Source organism: Streptomyces sp. NPDC018964 (genome assembly GCF_044390325.1).
Taxonomy (GTDB): Bacteria; Actinomycetota; Actinomycetes; order Streptomycetales; family Streptomycetaceae; genus Streptomyces.
The window spans coordinates 84,530-97,352 of sequence record NZ_JBIRYZ010000015.1 but is presented as its reverse complement, the minus strand read 5'-3'; the positions used below and the strand labels follow the sequence as shown (position 1 = coordinate 97,352).

General features: G+C 71.8%; 15 protein-coding genes. 4 read left to right on the top strand and 11 right to left on the bottom strand.

Features of this window, described 5'->3' with window-relative positions; translation table 11 throughout:
• Nucleotides 1–168: 168 nt before the first annotated feature.
• On the bottom strand, nucleotides 169–1,455 hold the full coding sequence (locus tag ACH5AO_RS24530; RefSeq protein WP_398928042.1) for an acetyl-CoA C-acetyltransferase: 1,287 nt from the start codon (nucleotides 1,453–1,455) through the stop codon (nucleotides 169–171).
• Nucleotides 1,456–1,546: 91 nt separating this feature from the next.
• On the opposite strand from ACH5AO_RS24530, the gene ACH5AO_RS24525 reads away from it, so the two are divergent.
• The gene (locus tag ACH5AO_RS24525; protein WP_398928040.1) at nucleotides 1,547–2,851 is read left to right on the top strand and encodes a 3-oxoacyl-ACP reductase; all 1,305 of its coding nucleotides are present in this window, start codon (nucleotides 1,547–1,549) and stop codon (nucleotides 2,849–2,851) included.
• A gap of 7 nt (nucleotides 2,852–2,858) precedes the next feature.
• Entirely contained in the window at nucleotides 2,859–3,734 is an 876-nt protein-coding gene (locus tag ACH5AO_RS24520; protein WP_398928038.1) for a MaoC family dehydratase, read from the top strand.
• Here the strand turns inward: ACH5AO_RS24520 and ACH5AO_RS24515 are convergent.
• The 8 genes from ACH5AO_RS24515 to ACH5AO_RS24480 all read right to left on the bottom strand — a co-directional run bounded on the left by ACH5AO_RS24515 (nucleotide 3,704) and on the right by ACH5AO_RS24480 (nucleotide 9,576).
• A complete protein-coding gene (locus tag ACH5AO_RS24515; RefSeq protein WP_398928037.1) occupies nucleotides 3,704–4,396 on the bottom strand; it encodes a TetR/AcrR family transcriptional regulator in 693 nt (230 codons plus the stop codon). The two genes, ACH5AO_RS24520 and ACH5AO_RS24515, sit on opposite strands and share 31 nt — an antisense overlap.
• 118 nt (nucleotides 4,397–4,514) lie before the next feature.
• The gene (locus ACH5AO_RS24510; protein ID WP_398928035.1) at nucleotides 4,515–5,816 is read right to left on the bottom strand and encodes a dicarboxylate/amino acid:cation symporter; all 1,302 of its coding nucleotides are present in this window, start codon (nucleotides 5,814–5,816) and stop codon (nucleotides 4,515–4,517) included.
• A gap of 56 nt (nucleotides 5,817–5,872) precedes the next feature.
• On the bottom strand, nucleotides 5,873–5,959 hold the full coding sequence (locus ACH5AO_RS24505) for a putative leader peptide (protein ID WP_310740022.1): 87 nt from the start codon (nucleotides 5,957–5,959) through the stop codon (nucleotides 5,873–5,875).
• A 166-nt stretch (nucleotides 5,960–6,125) separates the two neighbouring features.
• Nucleotides 6,126–6,425, bottom strand: a complete 300-nt coding sequence (locus tag ACH5AO_RS24500) for a DUF4229 domain-containing protein (RefSeq protein WP_398928033.1) — start codon at nucleotides 6,423–6,425, stop codon at nucleotides 6,126–6,128.
• 96 nt (nucleotides 6,426–6,521) lie between these two features.
• Nucleotides 6,522–7,046: a GNAT family N-acetyltransferase gene (locus ACH5AO_RS24495; protein ID WP_398928031.1), complete on the bottom strand. Its 525-nt coding sequence runs from the start codon at nucleotides 7,044–7,046 to the stop codon at nucleotides 6,522–6,524.
• A 117-nt stretch (nucleotides 7,047–7,163) separates the two neighbouring features.
• Complete coding sequence (mqnE, locus tag ACH5AO_RS24490) at nucleotides 7,164–8,327, bottom strand: aminofutalosine synthase MqnE (RefSeq protein ID WP_398928029.1); 1,164 nt, start codon at nucleotides 8,325–8,327, stop codon at nucleotides 7,164–7,166.
• Nucleotides 8,328–8,378: 51 nt separating this feature from the next.
• The gene (locus ACH5AO_RS24485; RefSeq protein WP_398928027.1) at nucleotides 8,379–8,837 is read right to left on the bottom strand and encodes an Lrp/AsnC family transcriptional regulator; all 459 of its coding nucleotides are present in this window, start codon (nucleotides 8,835–8,837) and stop codon (nucleotides 8,379–8,381) included.
• Between the two features lie 64 nt (nucleotides 8,838–8,901).
• The gene (locus ACH5AO_RS24480) at nucleotides 8,902–9,576 is read right to left on the bottom strand and encodes a UbiX family flavin prenyltransferase (RefSeq protein ID WP_398928025.1); all 675 of its coding nucleotides are present in this window, start codon (nucleotides 9,574–9,576) and stop codon (nucleotides 8,902–8,904) included.
• 114 nt (nucleotides 9,577–9,690) lie between these two features.
• Here ACH5AO_RS24480 and ACH5AO_RS24475 point away from each other — a divergent pair, with 114 nt between their 5' ends.
• Entirely contained in the window at nucleotides 9,691–9,891 is a 201-nt protein-coding gene (locus ACH5AO_RS24475) for a type II toxin-antitoxin system VapB family antitoxin (protein ID WP_398928023.1), read from the top strand.
• Nucleotides 9,892–9,913: 22 nt separating this feature from the next.
• Here the strand turns inward: ACH5AO_RS24475 and mqnP are convergent, their stop codons facing one another.
• Both mqnP and ACH5AO_RS24465 read right to left on the bottom strand, forming a co-directional pair.
• Nucleotides 9,914–10,819 (bottom strand): menaquinone biosynthesis prenyltransferase MqnP, encoded by a 906-nt coding sequence (gene mqnP, locus ACH5AO_RS24470; RefSeq protein ID WP_030860637.1) that lies wholly within the window; start codon nucleotides 10,817–10,819, stop codon nucleotides 9,914–9,916.
• Nucleotides 10,816–12,267, bottom strand: a complete 1,452-nt coding sequence (locus tag ACH5AO_RS24465) for a menaquinone biosynthesis decarboxylase (protein ID WP_398928021.1) — start codon at nucleotides 12,265–12,267, stop codon at nucleotides 10,816–10,818. The genes mqnP and ACH5AO_RS24465 overlap by 4 nt, the downstream gene beginning before the upstream one ends.
• Before the next feature lie 66 nt (nucleotides 12,268–12,333).
• Between ACH5AO_RS24465 and ACH5AO_RS24460 the strand changes: the two genes are divergently transcribed.
• A complete protein-coding gene (locus ACH5AO_RS24460) occupies nucleotides 12,334–12,666 on the top strand; it encodes a PLD nuclease N-terminal domain-containing protein (RefSeq protein WP_398928019.1) in 333 nt (110 codons plus the stop codon).
• Nucleotides 12,667–12,823: the final 157 nt, after the last annotated feature.

The following is a 12,823-nucleotide window of genomic DNA, read 5'->3' as shown; positions in this document are numbered from 1 at the left end:
CGACATACGTGCCTCGCACGCCGAGGCGCTCACCGGTGGGCGTGGGGGGGAAGGGGCTCACCACCGGTCGGTGCGGAGATCGTACGGCCCTGACGTGGAAGGTCTGTGCGGGTTCGGGGACGGTCCCGGGCCGGGGGTGTGCAGTGTTGCGGGTTACTCGAGGGTCACTCACGTCCGTTCCAGGATCGCCGTCACGCCCTGTCCGCCCGCCGCGCAGATCGAGATCAGCCCGCGTGCGGGGGCGCCCCGTTCGGCGAGGAGCTTCGCCAGGGTCGCCACGATGCGGGCACCGGTGGCGGCGAAGGGGTGGCCGGTGGCCAGGGACGAGCCCGCCACGTTCAGCCGGGAGCGGTCGACGGGCGCCAGGCCCCGCTTCTCCCAGGCGGCCAGCGTGGCCAGCACCTGGGAGGCGAACGCCTCGTGCACCTCGACCAGGTCGAAGTCGGCCATGCCGAGGCCGGCCCGCTCCAGCATGCGCGGGACCGCGTGGGCGGGTGCCATCAGCAGGCCGTCCTCGCCGTCGGCGACGTCCCCGTGCACGAAGTCCACGGCGGCCGTCTCGTACGCGGTCAGATAGGCGAGGGGTTCCAGGCCGCGCTCCGCCGCCCACTCCTCGCTCGCGAGCAGCACCAGCGCCGCGCCGTCCGTGAGCGGGGTCGAGTTCCCCGCCGTCATGGTGGGTCCGGGTCCGTCGAGGCCGAACACCGGCTTCAGCGCGGCGAGTTTCCCCACCGTCGAGCCCGGCCGCAGGTTCTGGTCGCGGGCCAGGCCACGGAAGGGCACCACCAGGTCCTGGAAGAAGCCGCGTTCGTACGCCGCCGCCAGCCGCCGGTGGCTGGCCGCCGCCAGTTCGTCCTGCGCCTCACGGGTGATGCCCCAGGCGCGTGCGGTGACCGCGGCGTGCTCGCCCATGGACAGGCCCGTGCGCGGTTCGGCGTTGCGCGGGATGTCGGGGACGAGGTGGCCGGGGCGCACCTTCGCCAGCGCCTTCAGCCGGCCGCCGAGCGTCTTCGCCCGCCGCGCCTCCAGCAGCACCTTGCGCAGGTCGTCGTTGACGCCGAGGGGCGCGTCGCTCGCGGTGTCGGCGCCGCCGGCGATCGCGGCCTCCGTCTGGCCGAGGGCGATCTTGTTGGCGGCGGCGATGACGGCCTGGAGTCCGGTGCCGCAGGCCTGCTGGATGTCGTAGGCGGGGGTGCGGGCGTCGAGCGCCGAGCCGAGGACTGTCTCGCGGGCGAGGTTGAAGTCACGGCTGTGCTTGAGGACCGCACCGGCGACGAACTCCCCGATCGTGCCCGGCGCCTGGAGTCCGTACCGCTCGACGAGTCCGTCCAGCGCGGCGGTGAGCATCTCCTGGTTCGAGGCGGTGGCGTAGGGGCCGTCGGAGCGGGCGAAGGGGACGCGGCTGCCGCCGATGACCGCGACGCGCCGGACGGCGGCGGGCTTGGGGGTGCTCATCTCGACCTGCTCCTCACCGTGACATAGCCTTACCTCCGGTAACCTTACTCCAGAGTAAGCACGTCTCGGAGCAGTCACGGAGGAATCCCCCATGGCCGACCGCTATCTGAGCTTCACCGGCACCGCGCCCGGCCGCTTCCTCACCCGCCGGCTGGGCCTGCCCCGGCCGGCGACGCTGCGGCGCTGGTCACCGGAGCGGCCGGAGCTGGACGGCGGCCTGCTCCACCTGACGGCCGGGACGTCCGGCCTCGACCTCGCCCCCGTGCTCGCCCGCACGGGACCCGGTCCGGACGACACCGGCCGGCCCGCCGCCGTCGTCCTGGACGCGAGCGGGATACGGGACGTCGACGGGCTCGCCGCGGTGCACGCGGCCCTGCATCCCGTCGTACGGTCCCTCGCCGCGAGCGGCAGAATCGTGGTGCTCGGCGCCCCGCTCGACCCCGCCGACCACCACCAGGCCGCCGCCCAGCAGGCGCTGGAGGGATTCACCCGCTCCCTCGGCAAGGAGACCGGCCGGGGCATCACCGTGAACCTGGTCCGCCTCACCGACGCCCCCGCCGCCGAGTCCACCCTCCGCTTCCTGCTCTCCCCCAGATCGGCCTACGTGAGCGGCCAGGTGATCGGCGTCGGCGCGCACGAGCCCCCCGCCCCGTACGACGTGGACCGCCCCCTGTCCGGCCGTACCGCCCTGGTGACCGGCGCCGCGCGCGGCATCGGCGAGGCGGTCGCCGAGACGCTGGCCCGGGACGGCGCCGAGGTGATCGTCCTCGACGTCCCCGGGGCCGAGGCGGACGCCCGGCGCGTCGCCGAACGGCTCGGCGGAAGGGCGCTCCCCCTCGACATCACCGCCGCCGACGCGGGCGCCCGCATCGCCGAGGCCCTCCCCGGCGGCCTCGACGTGCTCGTCCACAACGCGGGCATCACCCGTGACCGGCGGCTGGTCAACATGCCCGCCGAGCGCTGGAGCTCCGTCCTGGAGGTGAACCTGGCGAGCGTGCTGCGCACCACCGACGCGCTGCTCGCCGCCGGGACGCTGAAGCGGGGCGGGCGGATCGTCGCCACGGCGTCCATCGCGGGGATCGCAGGGAACGCCGGCCAGACCAACTACGGGGCGAGCAAGGCCGGGATCACCGGCCTGGTCCGCGCCCTCGCACCGCGTGCGCTCGACGGGCACGGGGTGACCGTGAACGCGGTCGCGCCCGGATTCATCGAGACGAGGATGACGGCCGCCGTCCCGCTGCTCATCCGCGAGGCGGGCCGCCGGATGAACTCCCTCGCCCAGGGCGGCCTGCCCGTCGACGTCGCCGAGACCACCGCCTGGCTCGCCCACCCGGCCTCCGGCGCGGTGAACGGGCAGGTCGTACGGGTCTGCGGCCAGAGCCTGCTGGGGGCGTGAGCGTTCCATGACGTCCGTACCGACCGTCGTCCTCCCGCACTCCCCGGCCCTCCCTCCGCTCCTCGCGCGCGGCGCCCTGCTCTCCCCCTTCAAGCGCCCCCGCCCCGACGCCGCCCACCCCCGCGCCCGGCTGGTGCTGCCCGCCCTGCGCGTCGACACCGCCCGGCTCGCCGCGTACGAGCGGGTGTGCGGCTTCCCGACCGGCTCCGCGAGCCCCGGGGACGCGCTGCCGGTGACGTATCCGCACGTACTGGGCTTTCCGCTGGCCATGCGCCTGATGAGCCGGCCGGACTTCCCGCTCCCGCTGCTGGGCCTGGTCCACACGTCGATACGGATCACCCGGCACCGGGCGACACCGGCCACGGGCGCGTACGCGCTGACGGTGTACGTCGACGCGCTGGCCCCGCACCGGCGCGGCACCCAGGCCACCGTGGTCACCGAGCTGCGGGACGGCGGGGACGTCGTGTGGGAGTCGCGGAGCACGTACCTGGCCCGCCACCGGACCGCCCCCGGACAGCGGAAGGACCGGGAGGACCGGGAGGAAGAACGCGAGCGCGAGCCCCTGCCCGCCGTCGACGAGTGGCGGCTGTCCGGGGACGTCGGGCGGCGCTACGGTGCCGTGTCCGGCGACCGCAACCCGATCCACCTGCACCCGCTCACCGCCCGGCTCTTCGGCTTCCCCCGCGCCATCGCGCACGGCATGTGGACCGTGGCCCGCTGCCTCGCCGCCCACGGCACCCCGGACGCGGCACAGGTCCACGCGGACTTCCGGGCGCCGGTGCTCCTGCCGGGGACGGTGACGTACGCGGCGAAGGGCGGACGCTTCGCGCTGCGCGGCGACGGCGGCCGGGTTCACGTGACCGGTGAGGTCAGCCCGCTCTGAGCCGTCTTCGGGGCGGGCTCGTCGTCCGGCGGGGTCCAGCGGCGGCCGGCCATCAGGTCGCCGAGACCCGCCCAGGCGACGTTCATCAGGGTCGCCGCCGTCTGCCGGGCCGTGACGCCCGGGGTGGCGTTGGCCCAGTCCGCGAGGGACTCGGCGGCGCCGACCAGGGCCTCCGCGAGCCCGGAGACCTCGCGTTCGGGGAGGTCGGGGTCGTGGTGCGCCTCACGGGCGGCGGCGAGGATGAGCTGTGTCACGAACGCCACGATCTCCGCGCGCATCGCGGCGACCTCGGCGGCGAAGACCTCGCCGTGGGTGCGGGCCTGGAGGTGCAGCACCGCCCAGCCGTCCGGATGCCGGGCGGTGTGCGTGAAGAAGGCGGTCAGCCCCGACCAGAGCTGGCGGTCGGCCGGCAGACCGGGGAGGGCACCGGCGCGCACGGCCTCGACGAGGGCCTTCGCCTCGCGCCGGATGCACGCGGTGAACAGGTCTTCCTTGGAGTTCAGGTACAGGTACACCAACGGCTTGGAAACGCCCGCCAGTTCGGCGATCTCGTCCATCGACGCCGCCGTGTACCCCCGTCGGCCGAAGGTCCGTACGGCGGCGTCCAGCATCTGCTGTTCACGGACCGCACGCGGCATCCGCTTCGTCTTCACGGCACCCATGCCGATCAGCGTACGGGGCCGAGCGGCCCCCGCCGCCCGCACCGGGGAGGTGCGGGCGGCGGGGGCCGCGGGCGGTGACCGGTGCGGGCCGCGGCCGGCCGGCCGGTCGGTCGCCGGGTCAGGCGGCCACGGCCACCTGCTGGGGCTCGTCGACCGGCGAGGCGTGGACCGAGTCGTACGCCTCCCGGTCGAGCAGCCCCTCACGGGCGGAGACGATGACCGGGACCAGGGCCTGGCCCGCGACGTTGGTCGCCGTGCGGATCATGTCCAGGATCGGGTCGATGGCGAGGAGCAGGCCCACGCCCTCCATGGGCAGGCCCAGGGTGGAGAGGGTGAGGGTGAGCATGACCGTCGCGCCGGTGAGGCCGGCCGTGGCGGCGGAACCCACCACCGAGACGAACGCGATCAGCAGGTAGTCGCCGACGCCGAGCGGGACGTCGAAGATCTGCGCGACGAAGATCGCGGCGATGGCCGGGTAGATCGCGGCGCAGCCGTCCATCTTCGTCGTCGCGCCGAACGGGACGGCGAAGCTCGCGTACTCCTTCGGCACGCCGAGGCGCTCGGTGACCTTCTGGGTCAGCGGCATGGTGCCGACGGAGGAGCGGGAGACGAAGGCGAGCTGGATCGCGGGCCAGGCGCCCTTGAAGAACTGGATGGGGCTGACCTTGGCGACGGTCGCGAGCAGGGCCGGGTAGACGCCGAAGAGGACGAGCGCGCAGCCGACGTAGATGTCGGCGGTGAAGGTGGCGTACTTGCCGATCAGGTCCCAGCCGTAGGTGGCGATGGCGTTGCCGATGAGGCCGACGGTGCCGAGCGGGGCGAGGCGGATGACCCACCACAGGGCCTTCTGGAGGAGTTCGAGGACGGACTCGCTCAGGGTGAGGATCGGCTGGGCCTTCTCGCCGAGCTGGAGGGCGGCGACACCGGCGACGGCGGCCATGAAGACGATCTGCAGGACGTTCAGTTCGGTGAACGGCGTGATGACGTCGGTGGGCACGATGCCGGTGAGGAAGTCGATCCAGGAGCCGGTCTTCTCCGGCTCGCCGCCGTCCGCCGGGGTGAGGCCGGTGCCGGCGCCCGGGTTGGTGACCAGGCCGATGGCCAGGCCGATCGCCACCGCGATCAGCGACGTGATCATGAACCAGAGGAGGGTGCGCGAGGCCAGCCGGGCCGCGTTGTTGACCTTCCGCAGGTTGGTGATGGAGACCAGGATCGCGAAGAAGACGAGCGGGGCGACGGCCAGCTTCAGCAGGCCGATGAAGGTGCCGCCGACCTTCTCCAGGGTGGTGACCAGCCAGGAGACGTCCTGGCTGCGGGCGAGCCAGCCGAGCAGGACGCCCAGGACGAGGCCGGCGAGTATCTGGGCCCAGAAGGGCGCGCGTACGGGCAGCTTGAACTGCGTGTTCGTGGACACGGACATGCTCCGGTGAGGGGGACGCGTGGGAAAGTGACGTGGATTCGGGGCGCGGCGGAACGTCAGTGACGACAGTTCGCGGAAGTGACCCGGCAGAGGTCCACGTGCAGACGCGCCACGAGCGGAACACTCCGGGGCGTGGGGAACACGGCTGCTGACTTCACCCGAAGACCGTAACACCTGAGCTTTGGGATCCTCAAAGCCTTGCTTTGAGAGGTGGGAGACCGAAGGCATCCGCACAACGCGAAGCGCCCCGGTTTCCGGGTCAGTTCGGAAACCGGGGCGCCCGAGTGCGGTGCGCGGCTGTGACGGACGTTACGAGGTCTGGCCCTGCGTACGGGCGGTGTCGTCGGCCGTGTCCTCCATGGCGCGGTTGGCCTCCAGGCCGGCCTTGGCCCGGTTCACCCGCTGCACGATCCGCTCGGAGGCCCGGTCCCGCTCCTTGCGGAGCGCGACGAGGCTGATCGGGGCCGAGATCAGCAGGGCGAGCAGGACGATCCACAGGCCGTTGGAGTCACCGAGGCCGCGCGGGGCGAGGCCGGAGTAGACGAGGCCCCAGACGACCACGAGGCAGCCCACGAAGACTCCGAGGCGCATCAGTGTGTAGCGGAGCATCTCATCCACTCTTCCCTGCGTACGGTCAGAACGCCCCGAAGGGACGATGTCCAGTGAAGCACGGCCGGGCGTGGATCTTTCAGCGGGGTGCGGGGCTCAGGTCAGCGGCAGCAGCATGACGACGTCGTCGCGGTCGTCTCCGGGGGCCACCCGGATGGCGCCCGGGACCCGGCCGACCTCCTTGTAGCCGCAGGAGGCGTAGAAGCGCTCCAGGCCGAGGCCGCCGCGGCAGGTGAGCCGGATCGCCTCGATGCCGTCGACGGTGCGGGCGGACCGCTCGGCGGCGGCCAGCAGGTCACGGCCGTAGCCCTTGCCCTGGTGGCGGGGGTGGACCATCACCGTGTAGAGCCAGAGCCAGTGGGTCATCAGGTGATGGGTGTTGAAGGTGAGGAACGCGGTCGCGGCCACCCTGCCCTGCTCGTCGTGTCCGACGAGCAGGCGGGAACGCTCCTCCGCCATCGACACGAGCTGCCGCACCAGGGCGGGGCGGATGTCCTCCCGCGTCACGGGCGGCACGAACCCGACCGCCCCACCGGCGTTGGTGACGTCGGTCCACAGGTCGAGGATGCCGTCGCGGAGCTCGGGCGTGACGGCGGGATCGAACGTGAAGGTAAGGGACATGTGGCGATGCTAACCCTTACCGGGGGTGGAGCACCCGAAAACCGGACGGGTACGGGCCGGGGACCAGGGGGCTCCCGCCCCCTGGCGGGGTCGAAGGGACTCCGCCGCCCCTTCACCTCACACGCGCATCGGCTGGGGGGACTCCCGGCGCGCCGGGTCGGGGCCGTCGTACTCCCGGATGATCTCGTACCGGGTGTTGCGTTCCACCGGCCGGAACCCCGCGTCGCGGATGAGGTCCAGCAGATCCTCACGGGTGAGCTTGTTCGGCGTGCCGAAGTCGTCCGCGTCGTGCGTGATCTTGTACTCGACCACCGACCCGTCCATGTCGTCCGCCCCGTGCTGCAGCGCCAGCTGCGCCGTCCGCACGCCGTGCATCACCCAGAACACCTTGACGTGCGGCACGTTGTCGAACAGCAGCCGCGACACCGCGAACGTCTTCAGCGCCTCCGCCCCGGTCGCCATCTGCGTCCGCGCCTGGAGCCGGTTGCGCACCTTGCCGTCCTTCATGTCCACGAAGTCGTGCTGGTAGCGCAGCGGGATGAAGACCTGGAAACCGCCGGTCTCGTCCTGGAGTTCACGCAGCCGCAGCACGTGGTCCACGCGGTGGCGGGGCTCCTCGATGTGGCCGTACAGCATGGTGCACGGCGTCTTGAGCCCCTTCTCGTGCGCCAGCCGGTGGATGCGCGACCAGTCCTCCCAGTGGGTGCGGTGGTCGACGATGTGCTGCCGCACCTCCCAGTCGAAGATCTCCGCGCCGCCGCCGGTGAGGGACTCGAGACCGGCGTCGATCAGCTCGTCGAGGATCTCGCTCGCGCTCAGCCCGGAGATGGTCTCGAAGTGGTGGATCTCGGTGGCGGTGAACGCCTTCAGCGAGACCTCCGGCAGCGCGGCCTTCAGCTCCCTGAGCGAGCGCGGGTAGTAGCGCCACGGCAGGTTGGGGTGCAGCCCGTTGACGATGTGCAGCTCGGTCAGGTTCTCCGACTCCATCGCCTTGGCGAGCTTCACCGCCTCCTCGATGCGCATCGTGTACGCGTCCTTCTCCCCCGGCTTGCGCTGGAAGGAGCAGTACGCGCAGGAGGCGGTGCACACGTTGGTCATGTTGAGGTGGCGGTTGACGTTGAAGTGGACGACGTCGCCGTTCAGCCGCGTCCGCACCTCGTGCGCCAGCCCGCCCAGCCAGGCCAGGTCGTCCGACTCGTACAGCGCGATGCCGTCCTCACGGGTCAGGCGTTCGCCCGCCCTGACCTTCTCCTCCAGCTCGCGCTTGAGCCCGACGTCCATGCCGATCCCTCTTTCCCTCGTCAGACAGACCCGGTCAACCGTACGCCCCGGCTACTCCGTCTCCTCCGGCAGCTCACCGACCCGGTTCTCCCACTTGGTGGAGAGCACGATGGTGGTACGGGTCCGGGAGACGCCCTTGGTGCCGGACAGCCGGCGGATGGTCTTCTCCAGGCCGTCCACGTCGGTCGCCCGCACCTTGAGCATGAAGGAGTCGTCGCCGGCGATGAACCAGCAGTCCTCGATCTCCTTCAGCTCCTTCAGCCGCTGCGCCACGTCCTCGTGGTCGGCGGCGTCGGAGAGCGAGATGCCGATCAGGGCGGTCACGCCGAGGCCGAGCGAGGCGGCGTCCACGGTGGCGCGGTAGCCGGTGATGACACCGGCCGCCTCCAGCCGGTTGATGCGGTCGGTGACACTGGGTCCCGACAGTCCGACGAGGCGCCCCAGCTCCGCGTAGGAGGCCCGGCCGTTCTCCCTCAGGGCCTGGATGAGCTGCCTGTCCACCGCGTCCATGCGATCGAAGCCTTCCACTGAAGAGGTCTGAAGTTCTGCACGTGCTGGAATGCCGCCGAAGTGCTCAGTCGGGCCGGGACCCGCCGCCGAGTTCGCCCTTCCAGCGGCGGTAGAGCCGGTGCTCGACACCCGCCGCGTCGAGTACGCGTCCGGCGACGAAGTCCACCAGGTCCTGGATGTGCGTCGCGCCCGCGTAGAAGGCCGGCGAGGCGGGCACCACGCTCGCGCCCGCGTCGTCCAGCGTCACCAGGTGCCGCAGCGTCTGGCCGTTCAGCGGGGTCTCCCGTACGGCCACGACCAGCGTGCGCCCCTCCTTCAGGGTGACGCTCGCCGCCCGCTGCAACAGGTCCTTGGACAGCCCGAGCGCCACCCCGGCCACACAGGCCGTGGAGGCGGGCACGATCAGCATGCCCTTGCTCGGGTACGACCCCGAGGACGGCCCGGCCGCGAGGTCACCGGCGGCCCAGTGCCGTACGCCGTCGAGGTCGACGGTGAACGTGTCCGGCTTGCCGTCCGCCCCCCGGGACAGCCATTCCCGCAGGTCGTCGCGCCAGTGGGCGTCCCGGAAGGCGATGCCGGTCTCGTCCAGCAGGGTCAGCCGGGAGGCCCGGCTGACGACGAGGTCGACACTCTCCCCCGCCGCCAGAAGCGCACGCAGCACAGCGGCTGCGTAGGGCGTACCGGACGCCCCGGACACCCCCACGATCCAAGGCTCGCGCCGCGTTTCTCCTGCGTTCACAACTCGAGCCTACCGGCGGACGGCAGGCGTCCGCGCTCAGGACCGGTCGGAGGCCTTCGAACCCGGCGGCCGGGTGGCTAGAGTGCGGGGGCGACACGGGACGAGGGGGGAACGATGGCCAAGGTCAACATCAGCCTCGACGCCGAACTGGTGGTGGAAGTGATGGTCCTGGCGGGGGTCGGCTCGCCCCAGGACGCGATCGAGGTGGTCGTACGGGACTACATCGCCCGCGGCCACCGCACCGAGGCCCGCACCGAACTCAGGGACCAGGGCCTGCGCGAGATCGACGCCAAGCCGCAGGAGCCCCAGGGCTGACCCGGGCCGTACGCCGGCGTCCTCACACGGTCAGCCCCCGCACCAGCAGGTCCAGCAGCGCGCACACGAACAGCGCGATGCCGATGAAGCCGTTGACGCTGAAGAACGCCCGGTTCAGGCGGGTCAGGTCGTTCGGGCGGACGATGGTGTGCTCGTAGACGAAGGCGCCGGCCACGATCAGCAGGCCGAGCCAGAAGAACGCGCCGGCGTCGGTGAGGAGGGCGTACCAGACGAAGAGGGCCGTGGTGACGGTGTGGCAGGCGCGGGCGCCCCAGATCGCGGCGGGGATGCCGAAGCGGGCCGGGACCGACTTCACGCCGATCTCGCGGTCGGTGTCGACGTCCTGGCAGGCGTAGATCAGGTCGAAGCCGCCGATCCAGACGCCGACCGCGAGGCCGAGGACGACGGCGTCCCAGGACCACGACCCGGTGATCGCCAGCCAGCCGCCGACCGGGCCCATCGCCTGCGCGAGACCCAGGATGGCCTGCGGGAAGTTCGTGAACCGCTTGCCGTACGGATACACCACCATCGGGATCACGGCGACGGGTGCGAGGGCGAGACAGAGCGGGTTGAGGAGGGCCGCCGCGCCGAGGAAGACGGCGAGGGCGACGAGCGCGCCCGTCCAGGCGTGCCGGACCGACATCGCGCCGGTGACCAGCTCGCGGTGGGCGGTGCGCGGATTGCGGGCGTCGATCTCGCGGTCGATGATCCGGTTGGCGGCCATGGCGAAGGTGCGCAGCCCGACCATGGCGACGGTGACCAGGAGCAGCCGGCCCCAGTGGATGTTCTCGTCCCACTCGTACATCGCGGTGAGGGCGGCGATGTAGGCGAAGGGCAGCGCGAACACCGAGTGCTCGATCATCACCAGGCGCAGGAAGGCTTTCGTGCGTCCCGGCTGCTGCGGGAGCGCCGCGGAGGCCGAGGTCACAGTCCGTACTCCTTCCAGCGGCGGTCGACGAGGGCGGCCGTGTCCGGGTCGGACTCGACCATGTCGGGCCAGCCGCCGTCGCGCGTGTACCCCTCCTCGGGCCACTTCTTCGTCGCGTCGATGCCGGCCTTGCCGCCCCAGAACTGCTGGTACGAGGAGTGGTCGAGGTGGTCGACGGGGCCCTCGACGACGGTGAGGTCACGGGCGTAGTCGGTGTTGCCGAGGGCCCGCCAGGACACCTCGTGCAGGTCGTGGACGTCGCAGTCGGAGTCGACGACCACGATCAGCTTGGTCAGGGACATCATGTGGGCGCCCCAGATGGCGTGCATGACCTTCTGCGCGTGCTTGGGGTACTTCTTGTCGATCGAGACGATCGCGCAGTTGTGGAAGCCGCCGGACTCGGGGAGGTGGTAGTCCACGATGTCCGGGACGATGATCTTGAGGAGGGGCAGGAAGAAGCGTTCCGTCGCCCGTCCCAGCGGTCCGTCCTCCGTCGGGGGCCGGCCGACGACGATCGACTGGAGCAGCGGGCGCTTGCGCATCGTCACGCAGTCGATCGTCAGCGCGGGGAACGGCTCCTGCGGGGTGTAGAAGCCGGTGTGGTCGCCGAACGGCCCCTCGGGCAGCATCTCGCCGGGCTCCAGCCAGCCCTCGACGACGACCTCCGCCTGCGCCGGGACCTGGAGCGGAACGGTCTTGCAGTCGACCATCTCGATCCGCTTGCCCTGCAGGAACCCGGCGAACAGGTACTCGTCGATGTCGCCGGGCAGCGGCGCGGTGGAGGCGTACGTCACGGCGGGCGGGCAGCCGAAGGCGATGGCGACGGGCAGGCGCTCGCCGCGCCGGGCGGCCACCTGGTAGTGGTTGCGGCTGTCCTTGTGGATCTGCCAGTGCATGCCGATGGTGCGCCTGTCGTGGCGCTGGAGGCGGTACAGGCCGAGGTTGCGGACGCCCGTCTCCGGGTCCTTGGTGTGGGTGAGGCCCAGGTTGAAGAAGGAGCCGCCGTCCTTGGGCCAGGTGAACAGCGCGGGGAGCTTTTCGAGGTCCACGTCGTCGCCGGTGAGGACGACCTCCTGGACCGGCGCGTCCTTCACCTTCTTCGGCGGTACGTGCGTCATCGCGCCGAGCTTCCCGAACGCCTCGCGCACCCCGACGAACCCGTGCGGCAGCTCGGGCTTCAGCAGCCCGCCGATCTTCTCGGAGATCTCCGCGTACGACTTCAGACCGAGCGCCTTCAGCAGGCGGCGGTCCGTGCCGTACACGTTCATCGCGAGGGGCATGCTCGAGCCGCGCACGTTCTCGAAGAGCAGGGCGGGACCGCCGGCCTTCTGCACCCGGTCGACGATCTCACCGACCTCCAGATACGGGTCGACCTCGGCCTTGATGCGCTTGAGGTCGCCCTCGCGCTCCAGCGCCCTGAGCAGGGAGCGAAGATCGTCGTAAGCCATGCGGTCAAGTATCCCCGAGCGGTTACGCTGGCCCTGTACCGCCCACCGCTTTCGCTGGAGAGGCCCATGCTGCGGGTGCTGATGTTCCTGGTGCCACTGGCCCTGAGCGTGTACGCGTTCATCGACTGCATCAGCACGAAGGACGATGACATCCGCCACATGCCCAAGCCGCTGTGGGCGATCCTCGTGCTGCTGTTCCCGCTGGTCGGCTCGATCTCCTGGCTGATCGCCGGCAAGAAGCGGCACCCGGCGGGCGCGGGCGGCTCCGCCTGGGGCCGGGGCGGCGGCGGCCGGCAGTGGGTGGCGCCGGACGACAACCCCGAGTTCCTGAAGTCGCTGGACGAGGAGAGGGACAAGGACGACAAGCCGGGGGACGGCGAGCGGGGCGGGACCGCCTGACCGTCCCGCGTCGGCCGCCGTCAGCCGGCCCTCGGCGACATCGGCCCCGACAAGGCGGCCCGGGTGCGGTCCCGGCGCCGGGGGCGGCGGCCGGGCACGAGGGGGGCCCCGGCCGATCGCGGGGGGGGCGGCGGGGGCGGGGGGGCCGCGAGGGTCT

What these genes read in the sequence shown, in the direction of transcription:
- ACH5AO_RS24530 (WP_398928042.1), bottom strand. Translation starts at nt 1,455, where the DNA reads ATGAGCACCCCCAAGCCCGCCGCCGTCCGGCGCGTCGCGGTCATCGGC.
- ACH5AO_RS24525 (WP_398928040.1), top strand. Translation starts at nt 1,547, where the DNA reads ATGGCCGACCGCTATCTGAGCTTCACCGGCACCGCGCCCGGCCGCTTC.
- ACH5AO_RS24520 (WP_398928038.1), top strand. Translation starts at nt 2,859, where the DNA reads ATGACGTCCGTACCGACCGTCGTCCTCCCGCACTCCCCGGCCCTCCCT.
- ACH5AO_RS24515 (WP_398928037.1), bottom strand. Translation starts at nt 4,396, where the DNA reads ATGGGTGCCGTGAAGACGAAGCGGATGCCGCGTGCGGTCCGTGAACAG.
- ACH5AO_RS24510 (WP_398928035.1), bottom strand. Translation starts at nt 5,816, where the DNA reads ATGTCCGTGTCCACGAACACGCAGTTCAAGCTGCCCGTACGCGCGCCC.
- ACH5AO_RS24500 (WP_398928033.1), bottom strand. Translation starts at nt 6,425, where the DNA reads ATGCTCCGCTACACACTGATGCGCCTCGGAGTCTTCGTGGGCTGCCTC.
- ACH5AO_RS24495 (WP_398928031.1), bottom strand. Translation starts at nt 7,046, where the DNA reads ATGTCCCTTACCTTCACGTTCGATCCCGCCGTCACGCCCGAGCTCCGC.
- mqnE (WP_398928029.1), bottom strand. Translation starts at nt 8,327, where the DNA reads ATGGACGTCGGGCTCAAGCGCGAGCTGGAGGAGAAGGTCAGGGCGGGC.
- ACH5AO_RS24485 (WP_398928027.1), bottom strand. Translation starts at nt 8,837, where the DNA reads ATGGACGCGGTGGACAGGCAGCTCATCCAGGCCCTGAGGGAGAACGGC.
- ACH5AO_RS24475 (WP_398928023.1), top strand. Translation starts at nt 9,691, where the DNA reads ATGGCCAAGGTCAACATCAGCCTCGACGCCGAACTGGTGGTGGAAGTG.
- ACH5AO_RS24465 (WP_398928021.1), bottom strand. Translation starts at nt 12,267, where the DNA reads ATGGCTTACGACGATCTTCGCTCCCTGCTCAGGGCGCTGGAGCGCGAG.
- ACH5AO_RS24460 (WP_398928019.1), top strand. Translation starts at nt 12,334, where the DNA reads ATGCTGCGGGTGCTGATGTTCCTGGTGCCACTGGCCCTGAGCGTGTAC.